This is a genomic window from Pectobacterium polaris (assembly GCF_002307355.1).
Classification (GTDB): domain Bacteria; phylum Pseudomonadota; class Gammaproteobacteria; order Enterobacterales; family Enterobacteriaceae; genus Pectobacterium; species Pectobacterium polare.
Genome location: NZ_CP017481.1, coordinates 170,640 through 195,001, shown reverse-complemented (window position 1 = coordinate 195,001; position 24,362 = coordinate 170,640). Strand labels below are relative to the sequence as shown.

Here is a 24,362-nt window from a genome sequence, read left to right as displayed (position 1 = left end):
TCCTGCCGAAACAGGAGCCTGTGGATGACATCGCTGTCAGTCTTTATTTCGCGTGTTGCAGGTCAAGGCGATAAACCGCAAAGCCCGTTTCGTCATTGCCGACGGACGTCATCGGGTACTGTGCTTTCTCTTTGATAAACGCCGTGGCTTTCTCAGACGGTGAGGTTTCAAAACGGATATCCAGCGGCGTATCGCTGACGATAGGGGCCAGACGCCAGTTGTTATCCGCCTGCGGCTTCACTTCTCCCGATTTTTGCGTTTCCGCGCTGATGTAAGCCGCCAGAACAGAGCGGTTTTCATCCGGCGAGGCGAAGGCCACGTACTTCTCACCCGTACCGGCAAATTTCTCACCGTAGGCGCGATAGTTATTGGTGGCGATCAGGAAGGTCGCTTTGGGATCGATCGGTTTGCCGTTAAACGTCAGCCCTTTGATACGGTGCGATTTATCATTGATCAATGCGCACTCGCTGTCATAGCGGGCAGGCTGCGTCACATCAATCTGATAATTAACACCATCGATCACGTCGAAGTTATAGGTGCGGAAGCCGTCCCAGTTGAGTAAGGATTGTGGTTCGCGCTTGCTTGGATCGATTTGTTTGAACTGACCCGCAGAGCATTCCAGCCACTCCTGCACCTGCTGTCCGTTGACTTTCACCACCACCAGCGTATTCGGGTAGAGATACAGATCGGCAGCGTTACGGAAGGTGAGCTGGCCTTTTTCTACTTCGACATAGCTGGCCGGATCGTTTTTACGTCCACCGGCTTTAAACGGTGCGGCGGCGGAAAGTACCGGCAGATCGGCCAGATCGGGATCGCCCTGAATAAAGTGTTCGACATAGGCGCGCTGCGCATTGTTGACGATCTGCACGGTAGGATCGTCCTGAATCAGCGACAGGTAGCTATACATGTTGTCGGCGGATTTGCCGATAGGCTTGCTGACAAACTCGCGCGTATTCTGGTGCGCATCGGACAGCACTTTCACCAGTTTGTCGTCTTCCGCCGCCAGTGATTTCTTCTGCGCTTTGTCATAGATCGGTCTGGCTTCCGCTTTCGCCTGTTCCACCTTCCATGTGCCGCTGTCGTTATTCAGCGTGAAATCGACGACGCCGAGGTGGTCACCCCATTGCCCCGGCATCACCGCAGGCACGCCGTTGAGCGTTCCCTGTTTGATGTCGGCACCCTTGATGTTCGCAAAGTCATTGCTAGGGAAAACGGCGTGAGCATGGCCGAACATGATCGCGTCGACCCCAGGAATTTGGCTGAGGTAGTAAACCGAGTTTTCCGCCATCGCCTTATACGGCTCGGCAGAAAGGCCGGAGTGAGGGATAACGATCACTAGATCGGCACCTTGCTTACGCATTTCCGGCACCCACTTTTTGGCACTCTCCGTGATGTCTTCGACGGTGACTTTTCCTGTCAGATTAGCTTTATCCCACACCATGACCTGCGGCGGGACGAAACCAATATAGCCGATACGCAGGGTATGCTGTTTGCCATCGCGATCCGTAACTGACTTGTTTTCAATGTGGTAAGGCGTAAACAGCGGTTTACCCGTTTTCGCATCCAGCACATTGGCATTCACATAAGGGAATTTCGCGCCGGACAGCGCCTTGTGCAGATAGTCCAGACCATAGTTGAATTCGTGGTTACCGATGTTGCCGACAGAATAATCCAGCGTGTTCATCGCCTGATAAACCGGGTGCACGTCGCCCGCTTTCAGCCCCTTCGAGGCCATGTAATCGCCTAACGGGCTGCCTTGGATCAGATCGCCGTTATCCACCAGCACGCTGTTGGTGGCTTGTTCGCGTGCGGCGTGAATCAGGCTGGCGGTACGCACCAGACCAAATTTATCGGTTGGCGTATCCTTGTAGTAATCGAAATCCATCATATTGCTGTGTAGATCGGTGGTTTCCAATACCCGCAGATCAACAGTAGCGGCATGAACGGTCGTGGCGACCAGCGTAGCAAGCAGGCTGAGTGCCAGTGAATGCTTCATTGCGTAACTCCTTGTGAGGTAATTGTCGACGCGTGAGGCGATCGGGGGTGTTTTTCATATCATGATGAAGTTAAAGTGATTATCGTCTCTAAATGCTGAGGATGACATCAATAATGGCAATAATCGTAGATTGCCTCACAGATGTATAATGAATGACAGAGATGAAGTCTGCGTTACGCGCAACCCATAACGACGAGGTCGATCATGCTAGAAACTATTTGCCAACTGGCCCGTGACGCCGGTGCCGCCATTATGCAGGTTTACGAAGGGCAACATCCTGTGGATGTCGCGCACAAGAAAGACGATTCACCGGTGACTGCTGCTGACCTTGCGGCGCATCGAGTGATTAAGGACGGGCTGGCTGCGGCGTATCCCGATATTCCTTTGCTGTCAGAAGAAGATCCGCCTGAATGGGAAATCCGTCGGCACTGGCAGCGCTATTGGTTGGTCGATCCGCTGGACGGCACCAAAGAGTTCCTCAGCCGCAATGGCGAATTTACGGTGAATATTGCGCTGATCGAGAACGGTGAAGCCGTGCTGGGCGTGGTGTATGTGCCGGTTACGGGCGTGATGTATTCTGCGGCGGACGGCAAAGCTTGGAAAGAAGAGAGCGGCCAGCGTCGGCAGATTACGGTGAAGCAGGCTAGTCTGCCGCTGGTTGTGGTCAGCCGCTCTCATGCCGATCGGGAATTAAAGGACTATCTCAGCCAACTGGGCGAACACCAGACGGTGGCGATTGGGTCATCGCTAAAATTTTGTTTGGTGGCGGAAGGCGAAGCGCAACTTTACCCACGCTTCGGGGCGACTAACATCTGGGATACCGCGGCAGGTCATGCGGTGGCAGTCGCCGCCGGGGCGCAGGTTAACGATTGGCAAGGGCGTCCGCTGTCCTACACGCCACGTGAATCGTTCCTCAACCCCGGCTTTCGCGTCTCTTTATTTTAATCAGCTAGAGTCTAGATTCGTTATTTCTCTTCCAGTAACTGGCGCAGCAGGGACATCACCTGCTGCACTTCCTGTCCGCTCAACGCGCCATCCTTCACGAAACGGATTTTCCCCTGTTTATCCAGCACCGCGATAGCCGAGCTTTGTGGCTGGAGCTGCCAACTCTTCCGCACGTTACCGTTGCTATCGACAATAAATTGCGACCACGGGAAGGCTTTCTTGTTGTCCTCAAGGCTACTGCGCACAAACATGCTGGTGCCAATGATGGCATCGTCGGTATTCACGATTGTCGTCGTTTGGTAATAATCATGCGGTAGGTTAGCGGCCTTCAGTGCGGAGATGAGTGGATCGTTCATCTCTTTGGCAGAGGTGCGGCCAGCGATATGTTGTATCACCCGTACTTTTCCGGGTAACTGCGCGCTGTTCCAGTTTTTATAACTAAACTGATTATTAAGGTACTGAAGTTCTCCCCGGTCTGCGACGCCGACGGGAGGAACCAATTGGTTAAGTACCAGCGTATGGGCCGAAGCTGGGAGTGAGAGCAGCCCCAACAGAGGCGTGATAGAGAGCGCGAGGAGCAGGTGGCGTATTTTTATCATGGTATGTCCTTCAGTGTGGGTGGCCCGATGCGATGTCAATGATGGGAAATATCGGGCTATGGAATAAGCGTAGATTCAGGAAACTGGTCTGTCCTGCTCCGCGATAAAACGCTTTGTGCCCGAGTGCACAAAACCCTTATTTTTGAAGGTTTATACTGATGACTAGGGGTTTCCTTAAACACTACTCTGTAAAAATCTGTAAAAGCAGTTAAGAATACTGAATAGTGGGGAACTAAATACTGTTTTACGGTACTAATTAGCAGTATCCGTTATCTCATTAGCGCTCCAGAACCTCAGCCATGTTGGCGAAAGGGAGAGCGTAGAAAAATAAAACGGGAGAGTAAAACGATGAGGATCTTCGAACGTTACAATCCTTTGAAAGTCGCCAAGTATGTGAAAACCCTGTTTCGTGGGCGGCTGTACATAAAAGGGGTTGGTGCTTTTGAGTTCGACTACGGCAAAATTCTATTGCCAAAGAAACAGGATAAGCAGCATCTTCTGGTGATGTCAGAAGTCAATCGCCAGGTCATCCGGCTTCAGGCCGAGATGGGATAAGTGATAAAGAAACGGCCCGTAGCGGGCCGTTCTGGTTTTTATGATATGCATGTCTGTTAGCGGTTAATCGTCGCTATCAATCTTCGCGCTTGATGAGACAATCGGGCGGTCTTCCAGACGTGTTACCAGCAGCTGATCGATCTTGTAGCTATCGATATCTACCACTTCAAACTTATAGCCTGAGAAGCGCACCGCATCGGTACGTTTCGGGATTTTCCGCAGCGTATACATCATGAAGCCGCCGATGGTTTCGTAGTTGCCGGAATGCGGGAAATCATCAATGTTCAGCGCGCGCATCACGTCTTCTATTGGCGTGCCGCCTTCAACCAGCCATGAATTCTCGTCGCGTGCGACAATCTGTTCTTCCATTCCCTGACCGACGAGATCGCCCATCAGCGTCGTCATCACGTCGTTAAGGGTGATGATGCCGACGATCAGCGCGTATTCGTTCAGAATAACGGCGAAATCTTCGCCCGCGGTTTTAAAGCTTTCTAACGCTTCGGACAGTGTCAGCGTATCCGGCACGATCAGCGCCGGACGAATCTGTACGCCGCTACTCAGCGTCAGGCTCTGATTTCCCAGCACCCGAATCAGCAGGTCTTTAGAATCCACGTAGCCGATGATCTGATCGATCGTGCCATCGCAAACCAGAAACTTGGAATGTGGCTGCTGGGCGATCTTTTCCTTAATACTGTCTTCCTGCTCGCGCAGATCGAAATAGACCACGCTTTCGCGCGAGGTCATCGAAGACGGCACCGTACGGGATTCCAGCTCGAACACGTTCTCAATAAGCTCATGTTCCTGTTTACGCAGTACGCCAGCCAGCGCACCCGCTTCCACTACGGCATAAATATCATCGGACGTAATGTCATCTTTGCGCACCATTGGCAGCTTGAGCAGGCGGAAAATGACGTTAGCCAAGCCGTTAAATACCCAAACCAGCGGACGGAAGAGAAACAGGCAGAAGCGCATGGGGTTGATTATGCGAACCGCGACGGTTTCCGGCGCAATCATACCAATGCGTTTCGGGGTGAGATCGCCAAACAGGATAAACAGGCTGGTGACGAGGACGAATGAGCAGATGAAACTGACTTTATCTGCGGCTTCGGGTGACATGAAGCGTTCAAACAACATGGAAAACGTCGGGGAAAATGCCGCATCACCGATGATACCGGCCAGAATCGCGACGGCGTTGACACCAATTTGAATTACGGTAAAGAAGATGCCCGGCGTTTCTTGAAACTTGAGCACCAGATCGGCATTGAGGTTTCCCTCATCGGCCATCAGTTTGAGTTTAATTTTACGGGATGCCGCCAGCGAGATCTCGGAAATCGAGAAAAACGCACTGATGGCAATAAGAAAAAGAATCAGTAATAGACTGTTTAACATCATTTTTAAAGTTTTCGCATGAGCCTAAGTTAGCGCAGCGATCCTCAGAAAGGTGAATATACTCGTCATACTTCAAGCTGCTTGTGCGTTGGCTACACTCAGTCACCCGAATCACTTACCTGAGTAAGCTCATCGGGACTCCTTCCCTTGCCGCCTTCACGCAACTCGAATTATTTAGAGTATAAATTAATAGCAATAATTGAAGGACTATAACCGGGCAACGATCCGCCCGGTTCGGACGCAGTATAGCAGGAGCGGTGAAATTACCGCCAGTGGTCAACGCTGAGGCGGAAGACAGACGCCGATGCCGCCTAATCCACAGTAGCCGTTCGGGTTCTTGTACAGGTATTGCTGGTGATCGTCTTCCGCGTAATAGAACGGACCCGCAGGCTCGATTTCTGTGCTGATGGCGCGGCCGTCACCGTTTTCCCTCATCGCCTGCTGAAAGCGTTGAAGGCTTTCCTGTGCCGCCTGTTCTTGCTCAGGCGTGAGCGTATAGATAGCGGAACGGTACTGACTGCCGATATCCCCGCCCTGACGCATACCCTGCGCGGGGTCGTGATTTTCCCAGAACAGTTGCAGCAACTGTTCGTAGCCGATCACCGTAGGATCGAAAACGACACGCACCGCTTCGGCGTGGTCGGTCTGCCCGCTGCACACTTCACGGTAGGTCGGGTTGGGGGTATAACCGCCGATGTAACCCGCCGCCGTGCTGTGGATCCCCGGCTGTTGCCAGAACAAACGCTCCGCGCCCCAGAAGCAGCCCATCGCAAAAATCGCGACAGACATCGAGTCCGGCACATGCGTCATGGAATGTTCATGCACGACATGCAGCCTGGCGACGGGCATAGGGGTGGAACGCCCCGGTAAAGCATCGGATTGCGTAATCCGCTGCGTTTTATCAATTGAATTCATCACGTTGTTAACTCCAGCTAGACTGGGTAAATAACCCGCTTTCATGGAAAGCATAACCAAGAAGCAAGGTGCTGTCTTTATATCTTCATGGTGTTTAATGTTAAGGTAATGTTTATCTGTAATGCCGCATATTGATGTTTGTAGGTGAAAATCTATTCTTAAGATAGAAAATTAGTATTTATCACTAATATCATGCAAAGTTGGTAGGAGATTTCGGCGCTGCGTGGCGGATTGTCAGGTAAGCGTAAAGCGACGGCCGTCAATGCGGCGGGCGAAGTGATAAAAGCCATGCTATAGGTTTTAGGCGACAGACCGATTTATCAGGGAGCTCAGTGACTATTTTCATCTCAACGAAAAGTTTCATTGGAAAAAAAAGCGTTACCGGGCAAAAAGGCATAGCAGGACAAAAAAATAGCTTTGCTGGCTGCGGTGCGCCACGATACCGGGTTCTTGGCCTGATGTGTGCGCTGCTGATGCTGGCCCCAGAGAGCCAGGCGGCGAATGTGCGTCTGCAAGTCATGGGGCTGGAAGGGCAGTTACAAAAGAATGTACGGGCACGCTTATCGACCATTTCGGTCGATGAGATTAATGCCGATGGGCGTTTCCGCTCACGCGTCGATGAAGCGATCCGTCAAGGATTGCGCGCGCTCGGCTACTACGATCCACAGATTGGTTTCGAATTCCGGCCTGCCGTTAATGGCGGACGACCCGTATTGATTGCCACCGTGACTCCCGGTGAACCGGTAAAAATTGCCGGGGTGAATATCACCCTGCGCGGCGGTGCGCATGACGATAAAGACTACCAACAGCTGGTTAAAGACGATCGCCCTGAAATCGGTTCGGTGCTGAACCACGGTGATTTCGATCGTTTTAAAAGCGGGCTGAACGGTTTGTCATTACGCAAAGGCTATTTCGATGCGCGCTTCCAGCAAAGCCAGCTTGGCGTGATGCGGGAAGAGAGAGAGGCGTTTTGGGATATCGACTTTGACAGCGGTGAGCGCTATCGCTTTGGTGCCGTACATTTTCAGGGCGCACAAATCCGCGATGACTATCTGCAAAATCTGGTGCCGTTTCACGAAGGTGACGCTTACACCAGTGAAGATCTCGGTGAGTTAAACCGCCGTCTTTCTGCAACGGGGTGGTTTAACTCTGTCGTGGTCTCGCCTGATTTCGAACGGTCAAAAAGCTCCAAGGTACTACCGCTGGAAGCCGTGGTGACGCCACGAACCCGTAACCGTATTGAAACCGGGGTCGGCTATGCCACGGATGTTGGCCCACGCTTTAAAACGACCTGGAATAAACCTTGGGTGAATTCACGGGGCCACAGTCTGGAAAGCAGCCTGAGCGTGTCCGCGCCGGAGCAATCGCTCGATTTTAGCTACAAAATCCCCTTACTGAAGAACCCGCTTGAACAGTATTACCTGCTGCAAGGCGGTTTCAAGCGCGAAGATCTCAACGATACCAAATCCGATGGCACCACGCTGAACGTGGCGCGCTACTGGGATCTCTCCAGCGACTGGCAACGGGCGATTAACCTGCGCTGGAGCCTCGATCACTTTACGCAGGCAAGCGTGACGGATACCACGATGCTGATCTATCCGGGCGTCAGCATTAACCGAACTCGCCAACGCGGCGGGCTAATGCCGGTGTGGGGCGATACGCAGCGCTATTCTATCGATATTTCTGACACCATTTGGGGATCGGATATCGACTTTGCCGTGGTTCAGGCGCAAAACGTCTGGATTCGTACGCTGGCGGATAAACACCGTTTTGTCGCGCGCGGTAATCTGGGCTGGATTGAAACCAATAATTTCTCCCGCGTTCCGCCTTCACTGCGTTTCTTTGCCGGTGGCGATCGCAGCATCCGTGGCTATAAGTACAAATCGATTTCGCCGCGCGACAGCGACGGCAAACTGACCGGTGCGTCCAAGCTGGCGACCGGCTCGCTCGAATACCAATACAACGTCACGGGAAAATGGTGGGGCGCAGTTTTTGTTGATTCAGGTGAAGCAGTGAATGACATCAAACGCAGTAACTTCAAGACCGGCACGGGCGTCGGCGTACGCTGGGCCTCGCCGATTGGCCCAGTGAAACTCGATGTTGCTATGCCGATCGGCGATGCAGAGAAGAAGAACGATGTTCAGTTCTATATCGCGCTGGGGCCTGAATTATGATGGATGAGAAAAACGAAAAAAAAGCCCAGGATCCGGTGACAGAAGAACACGTCGCACAGGATAACGCGACGACGACGCCAGCACGAAAAGGGCGCTGGTGGAAAAGAGTCGGCATTGGGTTTGTTGCCTTCTTACTGCTGCTCGTGGTTGGGCTGGGATTGTTGGTAGGCACCACGCCGGGCCTGCATCTGTTGCTGAATACCGCAGCACGGGTGGTGCCGGGGTTGGATATTGCCAGCGTGAGCGGCGGCTGGCGTGATTTAACGCTGAAAAATGTCAGCTATGAGATGCCGGGCGTGACGGTAAAGAGCGAGGAGTTTCATCTGTCGCTCGCGCTCGCGTGTCTGCGTAAAAGTCAGCTGTGCATTAACGATCTCTCGGCAAACCGCATTGATGTGGTTGTGGATACCAAAGCCTTGCCTGTGGCGGCAGAGCCACCGCCACCTTCAACGCCGGTCACGGAAATCTCTGCACCGTTCCCGATTTCACTGCGTCAGCTAACGCTCAGCAACGTTCAGGTTACCGTGGATGACACGGCGATTTCACTGAGCGAATTCCGCACGGGTATGCAGTGGGAAGGGCGCGCATTGACGCTATTGCCGACCAAAATCAGCGCACTGCTGGTGGCCTTACCGAAAACCCCTGTGGACGTGCTGGAAGATGGCAAAGTGACAGCAGCGGAAATGGCCGCGGTTATTAAAGAAACGGCGGCGAACGTACGCGATGCGGCGGAGCAAGGCACCTCGCAAACCGTTCATATCGATAACGCGCTGGCGGCAAATAATAGGGTCGCGGCAGCTACCACCACGACACCGATACCGACGGCATCGACATCCAAAACGGATAGCACTTCTGACAAGCCAGCCGTGCCTGAAAAACCGCTGGGTGAACGCCTTAGCGAGCTGTTCTCCAAACCGCTATTACCTGATCTACCCCAGTTCACGCTGCCGTTGGATCTGAACATTGTCGAGATTCACGGCGAACAGCTGCGGCTGACGGGCGATCAGGACATTTTGATTAATAACCTGTTCGTACAGGCCTCTACCCAGCAACAGCATTTGCGTCTGGACAAGCTGATCGTGCAATCGCCGCAGGGCGGACTGAATGTTCGCGGTGAAGCGACGCTCAGCGATAGCTGGCCCGTCTCGCTGACGGCGAACGGCGTGTTGAACGTCGATCCGATCAAAGGCGAGAAGCTTAAACTGACGGTTGATGGCGGCCTGCGCGAACAGTTGAATGTGGCGCTGAATCTCTCGGGACCGCAGCGTGCTCAGCTGGATTTGCAAACCAAACTGGCGGAAGCCGGGTTGCCGCTGGCGTTGACGCTGCAAACCGAGCGCGTGCGCTGGCCGCTGACTGGGGCAACGCAGTATCAAGCTGACAACGTCAGGCTGCGTTTTAACGGCAAAGCGACCGACTATGCGCTGTCGCTGCGCGGCGATTTGAGCGGGGCGGACATTCCCCCGCGACGCTGCTGCTGGATGGCAAAGGCAACGAACAGCAGTTTACGCTGAGTCGCCTGCGATTGGCGGCGTTGCAGGGGCATGCCGATCTGGCGGCGCTTATCGACTGGAGCAAAGCCATAAGCTGGCGCAGCGAGCTGCTGCTCAACGGGATTAACACCGCGAAACAGTGGCCTGAATGGCCAGCTAAAGTAGACGGCAAGATTACGACGCGTGGCAGCGTTTATGGCGGTAGCTGGCAGTTGCAGGTGCCGGAACTGCGTCTGGACGGCAACGTGAAAGCGAATAAGCTCACGGCCAGAGGCGAACTGCGCGGTAACGCGGCGGGTCAGTGGACAATTCCAGCGCTGAATCTGGCGTTAGGCCGCAACCAACTGAACGTCAAAGGTGACCTGAGCGACAAGTGGCAGTTGGATGCGGACATCAATGCGCCGTCGTTGGACGGCATGTTGCCCGGTCTGGCGGGGCGAGCCATCGGAACACTCAAACTCCGCGGCAATCTGCGTGAACCGCAGATGCTGGCAGACATCACGGCGTCCGGTCTGCGCTGGCAGGCGATAACGATTAGCCAGGTGAGAGTAGAAGGCGATGTGCGTTCCGAGCAGCAGATTCAGGGCAAGCTGGCCGTTCGTCTTGAAGCGCTCAAGCAGGACGGCCTGAATATTGCGCTGTTGACGCTGGATGCCAGCGGCAATGAAAAGCAGCACCAGCTTCGGCTGAATATGCAGGGTGAACCGGTCGCGGGGCAACTGGCACTTTCGGGCAGCTTTGATCGTCAGGAACAGCGCTGGCGCGGCACACTGAACAATACCCGCTTCGACACGCCGGTGGGTGAATGGCGTCTGACGCAGGATATGGCGCTGGATTACCTGAATGCGCAGCAGAAGATCACTATCGGCACGCACTGCTGGCGGAATCCGAATGCAGAGCTGTGCGTACCAAAAGCGATTGAAGCCGGGCCGAGCGGACAGGCGAGTATCCGACTGAACCGCTTCGATCTCGCCATGTTGAAACCGTTCCTGACGGCGGATACGGTGCTGGCTGGGACGTTTACTGGCGGTGCCGATATCAGCTGGCAGGCGGGACAAGGCTTACCGCAGGCGAAAGTGTCGCTGGTGGGTAACGGCGTCAGCGTTCGCCAGCAGATACAGGGCAACACGCTGCCGATTGATTTCGATACCTTTACGCTGAATGCCGGGCTCGATCGCGGGCGGGCGCAGCTCGGCTGGCTGATGGCGATTCGCGAGAACGGACGCTTCAGCGGTGATATTCAGGTGACCGACCCACAGGGCCGACGTAATCTCGGCGGCAGCGTCACGATCAACAATATTTCGCTGGCGCTGCTCAACCCTGCATTGAGTAAAGGCGAGAAAGCGGCGGGGATACTGAATGCGAACCTGCGTCTGGCGGGGGATGCGGCGCGTCCTCAGCTCTTCGGCCAGATGGTGCTGGAGCGGTTGGATATTGACGGCAACTGGATGCCGGTCGATCTGACCAACGGGCGGCTGGCGGTGAATTTCAGTGGAATGTCGTCAACGCTGCAAGGCTTCCTGAAAACGGATAACGGGCAGTTGAACCTTGGCGGGAATGCGGACTGGTCGCAGCCTGATGCCTGGCGTGCGCGGATTGCGGCGAAAGGCCAGAAGCTGCGGGTCACGATTCCGCCGATGGCGCGGCTGGATGTCTCGCCGGATATTGTCTTCGAGGCTACGCCGCAGCTGTTCGCGTTAAACGGATCGGTCAGTATTCCGTGGGCGCGCATTGTGGTTAAAGATATGCCGGAAAGTGCGGTGGCGGTATCATCGGATGAAGTGATGCTGGATGCCCAGCGACAGCCGCTGAAGAAAGCCAGCGCCGCGATTCCGATTAACAGCAACCTGACGATCCGCGTCGGTAATGATGTGCAGTTGGATGCGTTCGGGCTGGCGGCTCGCCTACAGGGCGACCTGAAAATGGTTCAGGACGAGCGCGGATTAGGGCTGAACGGCCAGATCGACATTCCGTCTGGCCGCTTTAAAGCCTACGGGCAGGATCTGATCGTCCGCAAAGGGCTGATTCTGTTCTCCGGCCCGCCGGATCAGCCGATCCTGAATATCGAAGCCATTCGTAACCCAGACAACACGGCGAATGACGTCATTGCCGGCGTGCGCGTCACGGGTATGGCCGCGACACCGAAGCTGGAAATCTTCTCCGACCCAGCGATGTCACAGCAGGAAGCGCTCTCTTATCTGCTGCGTGGACAGGGTTTGGACAGCGGTGGAGCAGATAGCTCGGCAATGACCTCAATGTTAGTCGGTTTAGGGGTTGCACAAAGTGGTCAAGTTGTGGGTAAAATCGGCGAGGCCTTTGGCGTAAGTAATTTAGCTCTGGATACACAGGGTGTTGGCGATAATTCTCAAGTTGTCGTCAGCGGCTACGTCCTTCCGGGTCTGCAAGTGAAATATGGTGTTGGCATATTCGATTCTTTGGCAACGTTAACGCTACGTTATCGCCTGATGCCAAAACTATACTTGGAAGCGGTGTCTGGCATTAGCCAGGCATTAGATGTGCTCTATCAGTTTGAGTTCTAGCGATGCGAATTATTGTTTACGGCAGTTTACGACGCAAACAGGGAAACAGTCATTGGATGACAAATGCGCAATGGTTAGGGGACTGTCAGCTCGCAGGTTTCGAGCTGTACGATCTCGGCCATTATCCGGCAGTCGTACCCGGCGATGGAGAAATCCATTGCGAGGTCTATCGCATTAGTTCGTCGATTTTGACAGAGCTGGATGCCTTAAAGCGGGACGGCCACGAATACCAACGTGAGCTGATTCGTACGCCTCTGGGCAGTGCCTGGATCTATCTGTACAAGCACCCTGTTGTAGGGCTGACGCGTATTGCCAGCGGTGACTGGCTAAAGCGCAGTGAAGAAGAGGCTTGAGGCAGAGTAGCCAATCAAGTCATGGTCGCCATAAATAAAAACACCGCGCAAGGCGGTGTTTTTGATCATGCGATATCTTGAGCCCGTAAGGGCTTTAATGCATATCGTGTGGCGCTTATTTGTTTTTCGCGCGCTCGAAGGAAGCAACGATCTCGGCTTTCGCCGCAGCCGCGTTATCCCAACCTTCAACTTTCACCCACTTGCCTTTTTCCAGATCTTTGTAGTGTTCAAAGAAGTGGCCGATCTGTGCACGCAGCAGTTCAGGCAGGTCGTTAACATCTTTAATGTGATCGTATTCTTTGGTCAGCTTGCTGTGCGGAACGGCAACCAGCTTGGCATCTTCGCCCGCTTCGTCGGACATTTTCAGCACGCCAACAGGACGGCAGCGGATCACTGAGCCTGGCTGCAACGGATACGGGGTTGGAACCAGAACGTCAACCGGGTCGCCATCCAGAGACAGCGTGTGGTTGATGTAGCCGTAGTTGCATGGGTAGAACATGGCCGTAGACATGAAACGGTCTACAAACAGCGCACCGGTATCTTTATCAATTTCATATTTGATCGGATCGGCGTTCGCGGGAATTTCAATCACTACATAGATATCTTCCGGCAGATCTTTACCCGCCGGGACATTGTTCAGACTCATGTCGGTTTCCTTCTCTTAAACCTGAAATAGCGTGGCCGTCATTATAGCCAAAAAGCGTTTAATGTCCCCGATTTTTAGCGTGTGCAAGGCGCGATGCGCTTGCGCGAGTCGTTTAAGTAAAAATACTTTCGTTACTAAAGTTTCTTTAAAGAAAGCAGGTTTGTTACCGATAGGAACATGATCTAGATCACGTTATGCGGAGCCTTTCTCCGCATTTATTTATCATTTGTAATGTCAGGGAAACAAAAATGTTAAGAAACATCACAATCAAGACGAGCTTGATTGCTTTGTTAGGAACGATGGTACTGCTGTTATTGCTGGTGTGCGGAATTGGCATCACCTCAATCAATCAGGGAATCACTTCGCTTACGACAATCGACAAGATTCAGGGCAAAGAAGTCACGGCGCTGGCGGGGAGCTATACCGCTTCACTGCGTGCAAGAACCGGGGCAGCGTTGGCTGCTCGTCAGATGGAAAGCGGGCTGACCGATCTGGCGAATGCATCGGTCGCGCGGGCAGAAGCCTACACGGCGCTTTCTCACAAAGAAATGACACGCTTTCTTTCCTACGGCACCGTAACGGAGCGCGGTGCCAAAATGGCCGCAGAGGTTAAAAGCAACTACGAGCAATACATGAATCTTGGCGTTCAGCCGATGGTTGATGCGCTGAAACGTGGCGATGTCGCAGCCTATTACGTGCTGTTGCAGGACGTTTTACCACCGCTCAGCGTTAAGATGGATAAGGTGGCGAACGAATTCCGTGATTTCGGTCTGGAAGTCGGGGAAAACATGCTCGCAGAAGCGGAAAGCTTCGCGTTCAACCGCCTGATGATCATCGGTATTGCCTGTATATCCGTGCTGCTGCTGGTGTTAGCTGCCTGGATTGCCTTGAAGCGCTCTATTCTGTCTCCGCTTGAAGAGACGGTCGGCCAGCTGGAGTTTATTGCCCGTGGTGATTTGACCCAGCGCATTGCCGATGGCGGTAATAATGAAATTGGCCGCCTGATTCAGGCGATGAAGGCCATGCAGCATTCGCTGGCAACCGCCGTGGGCCGCGTCCGTGATGCTGGTATGCAGATTGACGTCGGCACGCGCGAGCTGTCTTCCGGCAATACCCATCTGGCTGCGCGTACGGAAGAGTCAGCTTCCTCGCTGGAAGAAACCGCAGCCAGTATGGAGCAGTTGACCGCGACGGTAACGCTGAATGCGGAAAGTGCGGAACAAGCGCATACGCTGGCGCAAAATGTGTCCGACATCGCTAATAAAGGCAGCGAAACCGTGGGGAGCATGATTGAGAAAATGCAGATGATCTCCAGCAGCTCCGCACGCATTGGCGATATTCTGGCGGTGATCGACGGCATCGCGTTCCAGACCAACATTCTGGCGCTGAATGCGGCGGTTGAAGCGGCACGTGCGGGTGAGCAGGGGCGTGGATTTGCGGTGGTTGCGGGTGAAGTCCGCAGTCTGGCGCAGCGCAGTGCGCAATCGGCCAAAGAGATCAAAATGCTGATGGAAGAGTCTCAAAGCCGAGTCAGTGAAGGCACCGTGATGGCGAAAATGGCGGGCGAAACGATGAACGATGTTTCTGATGCCGTGGCGCGCGTGACATCCCTGATGCGTGAGATCTCAACGGCCACGCGTGAGCAAAGCAATGGCATTGGGCAGGTAAATCTGGCGGTATCGCAGATGGATGAAGTCGCACAGCAAAATGCGTCTCTGGTAGAAGAGTCTGCCGCTGCCACGCGCTCACTGGAAGATCAGGCTCGCCTGCTGGCAGAAAGCATGTCTCAGTTTAAAGTGCAGTCGCAGGAATTTGCCGCCATCGGCCGATTCTAATTTCCCCTTCATACTTCATAAAAAAATTCCCGTGAAAACGGGAATTTTTTTGTCTTATTCTTCGGAGGACGTCTGTTCGTCTTCTGGCTGTTTCTTCTTACGTAGCTTATTCCAGATTTTACTTTCCTGTCCGCGCCAGAGGCGTTGGATATTGTCATGATGACGCATCAGTATCAGGCAAGAGAGCATCGCGACGGGGAAGGTAAACTGTGGCTTGAACCACCAGACATAAAACGGTGCGATGAGCGCACTGACAATTGCGCCAAGCGAGGAATAGCCGCTGAGCAGCACGGTCAGTAGCCAGGTGCCAGTCATCAGGCCTGTCAGATCCCAGCCAATCGGGGCGATGGCACCCAAAGCCGTTGCTACACCTTTGCCACCGCGAAAGTGGAAAAAGACCGGATAGATATGGCCGAGGCAGGCAGCGATAGCGGTTAACCCGAGGTACAGCGGGGGAACGCCCAGCTCGTAAGCGGCCCAGACTGGCAGCATGCCTTTCAGAACATCAAACAGCAATACGGTGGCAGCGGCCGCTTTGCCGCCAATACGCAATACGTTAGTGGCTCCGGGGTTCCCAGAACCATGCTGACGCGGATCGGGCAGCCCAGCAATTCTGCAGAACAAAATCGCACTGGAAATAGAGCCACACAGATACGCGATTAACATCATACCAAGCGCGGTAACACTCATAACGCTATTCCGTTTAGTTTGTATAGAGAGACGTTTAATAAGGGTCGTTTTACTCTTCTCATCTGTGGATAATACGCACATTCCGTCGGAAGTGGTATCCGACAGCGACAAAAACAGAGAATGGCGTGATGGATATCGTATTTATTGAAGAACTTACTGTAATCACTACTATTGGTGTTTACGATTGGGAACAGACCATCCAGCAGAAACTGGTGTTCGATATCGAAATGGGCTGGGATAACCGTCAGGCAGCCGCCAGTGACGATGTGAATGACTGCCTGAGCTATGCCGATGTCAGCGAAGCGGTGATTGCCCACGTGGCAAACCAGCGCTTTGCTCTGGTGGAGCGCGTTGCTGAAGAAGTTGCACACATGCTGATGCAGCGCTTCTCGATTCCCTGGCTACGGATCAAGCTCAGCAAGCCGGGCGCTGTCGCACAGGCACGTCAGGTTGGCGTCATTATTGAGCGCGGCACGCGATAAATCTGATTTAACAGAATAAATACTGATTTACGTGCAACTAAACCGTAACCCAAATAGTCTATAAGCCAGTTATACCCGTCATACTTCAAGCTGCATGTGCGTTGGCTGCGTTCACTCACCCGAATCACTTACTTGAGTAAGCTCATCGGGACTCATTCGCTTGCCGCCTTCCTGCAACTCGAATTATTTAGGGTGTGTAGCGGCTCGCGGAAGTACGCGGCCGCTTTTTTGTGCGCTGCATTTTCGTTTTTATTAGAGGCAAGGATTTTTAGATGACTGACCTGCATTCATTGCTAATCGCATTTATTCTTGGCGTGGTCGAAGGACTGACCGAGTTTTTGCCCGTATCGTCTACAGGGCATATGATTATTGTTGGTCATTGGTTAGGGTTTGCTGATGAGAAAGCCAAGACGTTTGAAGTTATCATTCAGCTTGGCTCAATTCTGGCCGTTGTCGTGATGTTCTGGCGCCGCCTCTTTGGTCTGATAGGGATTCACTTCGGTGAAGTTCCGCACGAGGGGAAAACTGCTGGGCGTCTGAAACTGACGCACATCTTGCTGGCAATGATTCCCGCAGTGGTGCTTGGCCTGATTTTTCATGACTTCATCAAGTCGCTGTTTTATCCGCAGAACGTGATGTATGCGCTGGTGATCGGTGGCTTCCTGCTGCTAGCGGCGGAATGGTTCAAGCCAAAAGAGCCGCGTGCTGTCGGGCTGGATGACATCACGCACCGTCAGGCATTTATGATTGGCTGTTTTCAATGTCTGGCGCTGTGGCCCGGCTTTTCACGTTCGGGGGCGACTATTTCCGGCGGGATGCTGATGGGCGTCAGCCGCTATGCCGCTTCTGAGTTCTCTTTTATTCTGGCTGTTCCCATGATGATGGGCGCGACCGTTCTGGATCTGTATAAAAGCTGGCATTTCCTATCGCTGGCCGATGTGCCGATGTTTGCCGTTGGTTTCGTGACGGCATTTATCGTAGCGCTGATTGCGATTAAAACCTTCCTGAAAATCATCAAACGCATCTCGTTTATCCCGTTCGCGATTTACCGTTTTATCGTCGCGGGCGTGGTTTACATGGTGTTTATGTAAGACTGAGTGCGTAGATTTTAGATAGACCGTTATAGAGAGAAGAGGCCACGCATTAGCGTGGCCTCTTTGTTTCAGGACGTGCCCGAACTATCCGGCTGTTGTGCTTTCCAGTCTGCCAGTGCATGAATGCGGCGACGTGCCAGTTCGTTGCGTACGTCAATGCCCTTAAACCCATCGGCAACGACGTCCGCACTGCTGACCTGAGTGGCGACACGGAAGGCTTCACGCAGGTAATCACCTTGTGGATACGGGTTCTCTTCAAAACCGGCACGGCCTCTGGCATCGGCTTCGCTCGTGAGCGCTAACTGCTCCAGACGTTGCGGTTTACGCCAGACGTCGATCGCATCAAATAACTTCAGCAGGGTTTTGGGTTGCAGCACCTGCACGGTATGAACCAAATCATGATATTCAGCAACCAGCTTTGCCAAATCGCGAATCGGATTTGGCACGCGCAGGCGCTGGCACAATGCTTCAACCAGTTTGACGCCCGCTGGGCCGTGGCCAAGATGACGCGGCCAGAGTTCAGGCGGCGTCAGCCCTTTTCCTAAATCGTGGCACAGCGTTGCAAAACGTACGTCAATCTCAGGGCTGAGGCGTGCGGCCATCGCCACCGTCATCATCGTATGAATGCCGGTATCAATTTCCGGATGCCATTTTGCGGGGGCGGGCACGCCGTACAGGTTATCGATTTCAGGGAACAGCACGGCTAGTGCGCCGCAGTCTCGCAGCACCTGAAAATAGACATCTGGCGACGATGTGCCGAGTGCTTTCTCTGTCTCTTTCCAGACGCGCTCTGGCGTCAGGTAAGCCAGCTCGCCTTCATGCGCCATTTTTTGCATCAGCGCCATGGTTTCTTCTGCAATCTGGAAGCCGAGATGAGCAAAACGCGCGGCAAACCGGGCGACGCGCAGCACCCGTAACGGATCTTCGCTAAATGCCTCGGAGACGTGGCGCAGCACGCGATTTTCAAGATCGCGACGGCCGTGATAAGGATCGATAAGGTCGCCCCGCTCGGTGCGAGCAATGGCATTGATGGTCAAATCGCGGCGCAGCAAATCCTGCTCTAACGTGACATCGGGGGCGGCATGGCAGACAAACCCGGTATAGCCTTTGCCAGATTTGCGTTCGGTACGCGCGAGGGCGTATTCATCGCGGCTAACGGGGTGTAAGAAGACGGGAAAATCCTTTCCAACCTGCTGGTAGCCCTGCGCAAGCAGGTTCTCCGGCATCGCGCCGACCACCACCCAATCTTTCTCGGTGACGGGTAAACCCAGCAGGCTGTCCCGAACAGCGCCGCCGACAAGGTAAATCTTCAACGTCGGGCTCCTGAATAAATAACCAATACTTCACTACATACTACCATCTTTGCGCCGCAGCGTTGGCCGCAAAGAAAAATGCCTGCAAGAAGCAGGCACGTGTTCTGATTAGCTCATCCAGCGATCATTTTTCTTTTTGCGAGGGATGATGTGCGGTAACAGCAGACCCAGCAGCAAACCTATGCCAGCAACACCGCCGCCATACATAAACCACTGTAAAATGATGGTGCGCTGCTTATCGTCAAGCTGGACATTCGCCGCGCTGACTTTCTTCTGCGCGATGATAAGCTGATTTTTCAGATCCTGATTTTCCTGACGTAACCCGTTGATAACACTATCGCTGGCAGCGACTTTCTGCTGCATATCTGCGGTACGTTGATTCCAGGTCTGATCGATATTATTCAGTTTGTCAGTCAGGTCTTTGACCTGATTTTCCAGCGCCGGCACCCGCGTGCGCAGGCTCGGCGTATTGCTAAGCTGGTCGAGTGGGATCCAGGTCGTACGGTTTTTATCATCACGGATCTGCGCATAGCCTGCGCTTTCATTAACGCTGAGTAGCGTGACTTCAGCGCCAGCATTCACGGTGCCGACGATACGATATTGATTGCCCGGCCCGCTGTGGACATACGTCAATAACTCATCGGAAATGTAGCGTTTTTCTTCCGCTTGTGCGGTCCAGCTCAGCGTGAGAGAAAATAAAGTAAAACAGAGTAAGCCTAATTTCTGCATAAGATCATCATGTTGCGTTAATGGTGGTCCGATAGTAGAGGCTTAAGTCTGACGAGGCAATGTATAAACCGAAATGAGAACAGTCTTAGAACCTATCCCATGAGGGCTATTTCGCCCCAATAACGCCTACTGGGATAGGTTCTTAGAAGGCGGCGATCGGCGTGTTTAAGCGGGGTAAAACCGCGCAGTTGATGACAGGTTTGCATAAGAAATGCGCGCTTGTTCGCAGGTGAAAAAGAGTCTGTGCGGTAAGAGTAGTCAGGTAAGGTAAAATGTTATTTACTGACATAATAATGAACGCGGTCTTGGTGTTGTGAATGCTATGAGTGAAGAAATTGAGCTGAAGTTTATTGTTCATCCCGACAGCGTTGAATCGCTGCTGACGCAACTGGCTGACTGGGAGAGTGATTACAGTCAATATGAGCACATGCGTGCTCAGCGTCTGAGCAATACCTATTATGAAACGGCGGATAATTACCTGCGCCGCAATGGCATCGGCCTGCGTATTCGCGGCGAAAATGAACGCTACGAAATGACGGCGAAAACGGCTGGCAAGGTGATTGGCGGGCTGCATCAACATCCAGAATATAACGTTGAGCTGGAGAAAGCCGAGCTGGATCTCAGCCTGTTTCCAGCGGACGTCTGGCCGGAAGATTGCGATGTTAAGGTGCTGCAATCGTCGCTCAACCCGCTGTTTAGTACAGATTTTACGCGTGAAAAGTGGGTGTTTACTTACTATCAAAGCGTGATTGAGGTTGCTTTAGATCGCGGTGAGATTCGTGCTGGGGATCTGAGTGAACCGCTGTGCGAACTGGAGATGGAGCTTAAGGTCGGGCAGACCACCCATCTGTTGGAGCTGGCAAAGGAAATCGCAGAGTTTGGCGGTATGCGGCAGGGCAGCCTGAGTAAGGCAGCGCGCGGATACCATCTGGCTAAAGGTAACCCAGTTCGCGAGTGCCAGCCTCTCAATCGACTGGTTGTGGATCCAAAAACCAATATCGATCAAGCCATCCGCGCGGCGCTGGAACTGGGGTTGAGTCACTGGCAATACCACGAAGAACTGTGGGTAAGAGGGAATGCCTCTGCCCGTGAAGCTCTGCCAGAGGCCAGCGCGTTGATGCGCGAAATGCTGGTGCTGGTGGGAGGCGTCGTGTTACGCAAGGTCACCACACTTTTTCGCTCTGCACTCGCGACTCTGGAGGCTCGGCTACAAGGCCCCGATGGCGCGGATGTGTGCTACAGCGCTGAGTACCTGCAAAGTAAGTTAGTACTGACTTCTTGGTTGGTCGAGTCTGGCTGGCGTGACCATATGGGTAATAAAGATCGCATTAAGCTACAGGGCTCGTTCAAACGCTTTGCCGACATTATGCTAAGCCGCAGCACTGCGGAGCTGAAAAGCGCCTTTTCTTCTAAATTGACGGAAGCGCAGTACGAACAGCAGATCCCTCGCCTGCAACGTAATATCTACGCTTTTCTTCTCTTATCCGGTGCCTATCCGGCGGAGCAAGTGGAAGCCTACGTTGAACACTGGCAGGCGTTACTGCACGAAATTGAGCGGCTCGCTGCCGGGAAGGCTCCTTCTGCGTATCTGGAAGCCTACCGTAAAGAGGTGCTGAACTTGTCCCCGTTCTGGTTACATAGCGGCGGACCATCACAGTAACCGTTAACTGCCGCTTGTCAGTGAGGATAGGCGGCGCATCAAGGGAACCCCCATGTCGATACTTCCTTTGCCCGCTTTACCTGTGCTTCTGACGGAACAATCTCAGCGTGCTCTGTCGCGTTTGCGGGAAGCCGCACCTGATGAACCGATAACCGACAGTGACTCTGCTGTTCTGGCATTGAGCGATTTTGTCAGCGATGCGCTTGCGCTGCATCCTGACTGGTGGCAAGGGATTCATCAGCAACCGCCGCAGCCCGAAGAGTGGCAGCACTACGCCGACTGGTTGAGCAATGCATTGGCCGATGTTAACGATGAAAATGCGTTGATGGCCGCATTGCGACGATTTCGCCGACATATGTTGACGCGAATTGCGTGGTCGCAGGCGCTGCAAACCAGTACGACGGAACACACGCTGCGTCAGTTGAGTGAACTGGCCGAGGTGATGATTGTGGCGGCCAGAAGCTGGCTATATCAGGCCTGTTGCCGCGAGTGGGGTACACCTTGCAATGCGCAGGGCGTCGCTCAGCCTCTGCTGATTCTTGGCATGGGAAAATTGGGTGGGGGAGAACTTAACTTCTCTTCGGATATCGACCTGATCTTCGTCTATCCCGAAAATGGCCATACGCAAGGCGGGCGGCGCGAGTTGGATAACGCGCAGTTCTTCACGCGTCTGGGGCAGCGGCTCATTAAGGTGCTGGATCAGCCGACCGTCGATGGTTTTGTTTACCGTGTGGATATGCGGCTACGTCCCTTTGGTGACAGCGGCCCGCTGGTGCTCAGCTTTGCGGCGATGGAAGATTACTATCAGGAGCAGGGCCGAGACTGGGAACGCTATGCGATGGTCAAAGCGCGCCTAATGGGAGGAATGGACGATGCCTACAGTCAGGAACTGCGTAGTACGCTGAAGCCCTTCGTCTTCCGTCGCTATATCGATTTTAGCGTGATCCAGTCGCTGCGAAATATGAAGGGCATGATTGCCCGCGAAGTGCGTCGCCGGGATCTGCGCAACAACATCAAGCTGGGTGCGGGTGGGATTCGTGAAATCGAATTTATCACGCAGGTTTTCCAACTGATTCGTGGCGGACGTGAACCGGGATTGCAGGGGCGCTCGCTGCTGCCTACGCTTCAGCATGTAGGAGCACTGGGGTTATTAACGCCGCAGCAGGTGCTCGACCTCAGTACCTCTTACCTGTTTCTGCGTCGTTTAGAGAACCTGTTGCAGGCGATTGCCGATGAACAGACGCAAACCTTGCCGGGTGATGAGCTGAATCAGCAGCGGCTGGCATGGGGAATGGGTTTCGACAACTGGGACGCGCTGCAATCCATGCTGGAACAGCATATGCAGTCGGTGCGCCATGTATTTGATGACCTGATTGGCGATGATGCGCCGGACAATAATGATATCCCCGAACATGGCAGCTATAGCAGCCTATGGCAGGACACGCTGGACGACGGCGAACTGGCTCCGCTGACGCCGCATCTCTCGGAAAGCGTACGTGAAAAGCTGATGCGGACGATTGTGGAATTCCGTCACGATGTGGCGAAACGCACCATTGGGCCGCGCGGGCGAGACGTGCTGGATCAGCTCATGCCGTGTTTGCTGGCGGAAGTCTGTGCTCGCCAGGAAGCGGATACGGTGCTGTCTCGTCTGACGCCGCTGCTGCTGGGGATCGTCACGCGCACCACCTATCTCGAACTGCTGCTGGAGTCTCGCGCTGCGCTCGCTCAGTTGATTCGCCTGTGTGCGGCGTCGCCGATGGTTGCCAGCCAGTTGGCACGCTATCCCCTGCTGCTGGATGAATTACTCGATGCGTCAACGCTGTATCAGCCGACGGCACCGGGGGCGTACGCCGATGAGCTACGTCAGTATTTGATGCGCGTCCCTGAGGATGACGAAGAACAGCAGTTAGAAGCGGTTCGCCAGTTCAAACAGTCGCAGCAACTGCGTATCGCCGCAGGGGATATCGGCGGCGTACTGCCCGTGATGAAAGTGAGCGATCACTTAACGTATTTGGCAGAAGCGATTATCGCGGCAGTGGTTCAGCAGGCGTGGGGACAGATGGTGGCGCGCTATGGCCAGCCGTCCCATTTACAGCATCGTGAAGGTCGTGGGTTTGCCGTTATTGCCTATGGCAAACTCGGTGGCTGGGAGTTGGGATACAGTTCCGATCTGGATTTGGTGTTCTTGCTGGATTGTCCATCGGACGTGATGACGGATGGCGAACGCAGTATTGATGGCCGGCAGTTCTACCTGCGCCTCGCGCAGCGAGTGATGCATCTGTTTAGCACCCGGACGTCATCAGGCATTTTGTATGAAGTGGATGCCCGTCTGCGGCCATCGGGCGCGGCGGGTATGCTGGTGAGTACGGTAGAAGCGTTTGATGAGTATCAGCGCAATGAGGCATGGACGTGGGAGCATCAGGCGCTGGTGCGCGCGCGTATGGTGTACGGCGAAAGCGGCGTGCAGCAGACCTTTGAGTCTATTCGCCGCAGCATTCTGTGTGCCGAGCGTGATGCGGAGACGCTGCGAACCGAAGTGCGCGAAATGCGGGAAAAAATGCGTCAGCATCTGGCGAACAAAGATAAAGCACTCTTTGACATCAAAACGGATGCGGGCGGCATTACGGATATCGAATTCATTGCTCAGTATCTGATGCTGCGTTACGCCGCTCAGGAACCGCGTTTGACCCGTTGGTCAGACAACGTGCGTATTCTGGAACTGATGGCGCAATATGGCGTGATGGAAGAGAGTGAAGCCAATGCGCTCAAGCTGGCCTACGTCACCATGCGCAATGAACTGCACCATCTGGCCTTGCAGGAGCTGTCCGGCCGGGTCAGCAAGGATCGGTTTGTTGCGGAACGGGAGCAGGTGCTGGTGAGCTGGAATAAATGGCTGGTGGGAGCGTAAGTTCCTCCTATCTATTGGTCAAATGTGCCGTGCGGTTTAGAGCTGC

General features: G+C 53.8%; 17 protein-coding genes and 1 pseudogene. 10 read left to right on the top strand and 8 right to left on the bottom strand.

All coding sequences use genetic code 11. The features are described from left to right. Window positions 1-43: 43 nt before the first annotated feature. Window positions 44-1,996, bottom strand: coding sequence for a bifunctional 2',3'-cyclic-nucleotide 2'-phosphodiesterase/3'-nucleotidase (locus BJJ97_RS00850; protein WP_095992800.1), 1,953 nt, complete (start codon window positions 1,994-1,996; stop codon window positions 44-46). Between the two features lie 204 nt (window positions 1,997-2,200). Here BJJ97_RS00850 and cysQ point away from each other — a divergent pair, with 204 nt between their 5' ends. Continuing rightward, window positions 2,201-2,941 (top strand): 3'(2'),5'-bisphosphate nucleotidase CysQ, encoded by a 741-nt coding sequence (gene cysQ, locus BJJ97_RS00845; RefSeq protein WP_167385185.1) that lies wholly within the window; start codon window positions 2,201-2,203, stop codon window positions 2,939-2,941. A 20-nt stretch (window positions 2,942-2,961) separates the two neighbouring features. Here cysQ and BJJ97_RS00840 read toward each other — a convergent pair whose 3' ends face one another. Further along, window positions 2,962-3,540 carry a YtfJ family protein gene (locus BJJ97_RS00840; protein ID WP_039486258.1) on the bottom strand — a complete coding sequence of 193 codons (579 nt, stop codon included), beginning with the start codon at window positions 3,538-3,540 and terminating at the stop codon, window positions 2,962-2,964. Window positions 3,541-3,888: 348 nt separating this feature from the next. On the opposite strand from BJJ97_RS00840, the gene BJJ97_RS00835 reads away from it, so the two are divergent. Next, window positions 3,889-4,095 carry a DUF1107 domain-containing protein gene (locus tag BJJ97_RS00835; RefSeq protein WP_005974755.1) on the top strand — a complete coding sequence of 69 codons (207 nt, stop codon included), beginning with the start codon at window positions 3,889-3,891 and terminating at the stop codon, window positions 4,093-4,095. A 63-nt stretch (window positions 4,096-4,158) separates the two neighbouring features. Here BJJ97_RS00835 and BJJ97_RS00830 read toward each other — a convergent pair whose 3' ends face one another. Both BJJ97_RS00830 and msrA read right to left on the bottom strand, forming a co-directional pair. Continuing rightward, window positions 4,159-5,484: a hemolysin family protein gene (locus BJJ97_RS00830; RefSeq protein ID WP_095701960.1), complete on the bottom strand. Its 1,326-nt coding sequence runs from the start codon at window positions 5,482-5,484 to the stop codon at window positions 4,159-4,161. Window positions 5,485-5,760: 276 nt separating this feature from the next. Beyond that, a complete protein-coding gene (gene msrA / locus BJJ97_RS00825) occupies window positions 5,761-6,399 on the bottom strand; it encodes a peptide-methionine (S)-S-oxide reductase MsrA (protein ID WP_095992798.1) in 639 nt (212 codons plus the stop codon). 458 nt (window positions 6,400-6,857) lie between these two features. On the opposite strand from msrA, the gene tamA reads away from it, so the two are divergent. The 3 genes and pseudogenes from tamA to BJJ97_RS00810 all read left to right on the top strand — a co-directional run bounded on the left by tamA (window position 6,858) and on the right by BJJ97_RS00810 (window position 12,959). After that, a complete protein-coding gene (gene tamA / locus BJJ97_RS00820; RefSeq protein WP_095995299.1) occupies window positions 6,858-8,573 on the top strand; it encodes an autotransporter assembly complex protein TamA in 1,716 nt (571 codons plus the stop codon). Then, window positions 8,570-12,606, top strand: a pseudogene (gene tamB / locus BJJ97_RS00815) (autotransporter assembly complex protein TamB). Before tamA ends, tamB begins: the two are co-directional and overlap by 4 nt. Window positions 12,607-12,608: 2 nt before the next feature. Continuing rightward, the gene (locus BJJ97_RS00810) at window positions 12,609-12,959 is read left to right on the top strand and encodes a gamma-glutamylcyclotransferase family protein (RefSeq protein ID WP_095992797.1); all 351 of its coding nucleotides are present in this window, start codon (window positions 12,609-12,611) and stop codon (window positions 12,957-12,959) included. 115 nt (window positions 12,960-13,074) lie between these two features. On the opposite strand, the gene ppa is transcribed toward BJJ97_RS00810, so the two are convergent. Then, complete coding sequence (gene ppa, locus BJJ97_RS00805; protein WP_039486249.1) at window positions 13,075-13,605, bottom strand: inorganic diphosphatase; 531 nt, start codon at window positions 13,603-13,605, stop codon at window positions 13,075-13,077. A gap of 248 nt (window positions 13,606-13,853) precedes the next feature. Between ppa and BJJ97_RS00800 the strand changes: the two genes are divergently transcribed. Next, entirely contained in the window at window positions 13,854-15,440 is a 1,587-nt protein-coding gene (locus BJJ97_RS00800) for a methyl-accepting chemotaxis protein (protein WP_095992796.1), read from the top strand. 54 nt (window positions 15,441-15,494) lie between these two features. Here BJJ97_RS00800 and plsY read toward each other — a convergent pair whose 3' ends face one another. Further along, on the bottom strand, window positions 15,495-16,130 hold the full coding sequence (plsY, locus tag BJJ97_RS00795) for a glycerol-3-phosphate 1-O-acyltransferase PlsY (RefSeq protein WP_095992795.1): 636 nt from the start codon (window positions 16,128-16,130) through the stop codon (window positions 15,495-15,497). Window positions 16,131-16,258: 128 nt separating this feature from the next. Between plsY and folB the strand changes: the two genes are divergently transcribed. Beyond that, complete coding sequence (gene folB, locus BJJ97_RS00790; RefSeq protein WP_010287496.1) at window positions 16,259-16,612, top strand: bifunctional dihydroneopterin aldolase/7,8-dihydroneopterin epimerase; 354 nt, start codon at window positions 16,259-16,261, stop codon at window positions 16,610-16,612. Between the two features lie 272 nt (window positions 16,613-16,884). After that, the gene (bacA, locus tag BJJ97_RS00780) at window positions 16,885-17,703 is read left to right on the top strand and encodes an undecaprenyl-diphosphate phosphatase (protein ID WP_095992794.1); all 819 of its coding nucleotides are present in this window, start codon (window positions 16,885-16,887) and stop codon (window positions 17,701-17,703) included. Between the two features lie 71 nt (window positions 17,704-17,774). On the opposite strand, the gene BJJ97_RS00775 is transcribed toward bacA, so the two are convergent. Then, on the bottom strand, window positions 17,775-19,019 hold the full coding sequence (locus BJJ97_RS00775; RefSeq protein WP_095992793.1) for a multifunctional CCA addition/repair protein: 1,245 nt from the start codon (window positions 19,017-19,019) through the stop codon (window positions 17,775-17,777). A gap of 108 nt (window positions 19,020-19,127) precedes the next feature. Then, window positions 19,128-19,748, bottom strand: coding sequence for a TIGR04211 family SH3 domain-containing protein (locus BJJ97_RS00770; protein WP_039486237.1), 621 nt, complete (start codon window positions 19,746-19,748; stop codon window positions 19,128-19,130). Window positions 19,749-20,070: 322 nt separating this feature from the next. Between BJJ97_RS00770 and BJJ97_RS00765 the strand changes: the two genes are divergently transcribed. Continuing rightward, window positions 20,071-21,408, top strand: a complete 1,338-nt coding sequence (locus BJJ97_RS00765; protein ID WP_095992792.1) for a CYTH domain-containing protein — start codon at window positions 20,071-20,073, stop codon at window positions 21,406-21,408. Window positions 21,409-21,460: 52 nt separating this feature from the next. Continuing rightward, window positions 21,461-24,316: a bifunctional [glutamate--ammonia ligase]-adenylyl-L-tyrosine phosphorylase/[glutamate--ammonia-ligase] adenylyltransferase gene (gene glnE, locus BJJ97_RS00760; protein ID WP_095992791.1), complete on the top strand. Its 2,856-nt coding sequence runs from the start codon at window positions 21,461-21,463 to the stop codon at window positions 24,314-24,316. Window positions 24,317-24,362: the final 46 nt, after the last annotated feature.

Excerpts from the sequence above, each read along its gene's own strand:
- BJJ97_RS00850 (WP_095992800.1), bottom strand. The coding sequence starts at position 1,996 with ATGAAGCATTCACTGGCACTCAGCCTGCTTGCTACGCTGGTCGCCACG.
- cysQ (WP_167385185.1), top strand. The coding sequence starts at position 2,201 with ATGCTAGAAACTATTTGCCAACTGGCCCGTGACGCCGGTGCCGCCATT.
- BJJ97_RS00840 (WP_039486258.1), bottom strand. The coding sequence starts at position 3,540 with ATGATAAAAATACGCCACCTGCTCCTCGCGCTCTCTATCACGCCTCTG.
- BJJ97_RS00835 (WP_005974755.1), top strand. The coding sequence starts at position 3,889 with ATGAGGATCTTCGAACGTTACAATCCTTTGAAAGTCGCCAAGTATGTG.
- BJJ97_RS00830 (WP_095701960.1), bottom strand. The coding sequence starts at position 5,484 with ATGTTAAACAGTCTATTACTGATTCTTTTTCTTATTGCCATCAGTGCG.
- msrA (WP_095992798.1), bottom strand. The coding sequence starts at position 6,399 with ATGAATTCAATTGATAAAACGCAGCGGATTACGCAATCCGATGCTTTA.
- tamA (WP_095995299.1), top strand. The coding sequence starts at position 6,858 with ATGTGTGCGCTGCTGATGCTGGCCCCAGAGAGCCAGGCGGCGAATGTG.
- BJJ97_RS00810 (WP_095992797.1), top strand. The coding sequence starts at position 12,609 with ATGCGAATTATTGTTTACGGCAGTTTACGACGCAAACAGGGAAACAGT.
- ppa (WP_039486249.1), bottom strand. The coding sequence starts at position 13,605 with ATGAGTCTGAACAATGTCCCGGCGGGTAAAGATCTGCCGGAAGATATC.
- BJJ97_RS00800 (WP_095992796.1), top strand. The coding sequence starts at position 13,854 with ATGTTAAGAAACATCACAATCAAGACGAGCTTGATTGCTTTGTTAGGA.
- plsY (WP_095992795.1), bottom strand. The coding sequence starts at position 16,130 with ATGAGTGTTACCGCGCTTGGTATGATGTTAATCGCGTATCTGTGTGGC.
- folB (WP_010287496.1), top strand. The coding sequence starts at position 16,259 with ATGGATATCGTATTTATTGAAGAACTTACTGTAATCACTACTATTGGT.
- bacA (WP_095992794.1), top strand. The coding sequence starts at position 16,885 with ATGACTGACCTGCATTCATTGCTAATCGCATTTATTCTTGGCGTGGTC.
- BJJ97_RS00770 (WP_039486237.1), bottom strand. The coding sequence starts at position 19,748 with ATGCAGAAATTAGGCTTACTCTGTTTTACTTTATTTTCTCTCACGCTG.
- BJJ97_RS00765 (WP_095992792.1), top strand. The coding sequence starts at position 20,071 with ATGAGTGAAGAAATTGAGCTGAAGTTTATTGTTCATCCCGACAGCGTT.
- glnE (WP_095992791.1), top strand. The coding sequence starts at position 21,461 with ATGTCGATACTTCCTTTGCCCGCTTTACCTGTGCTTCTGACGGAACAA.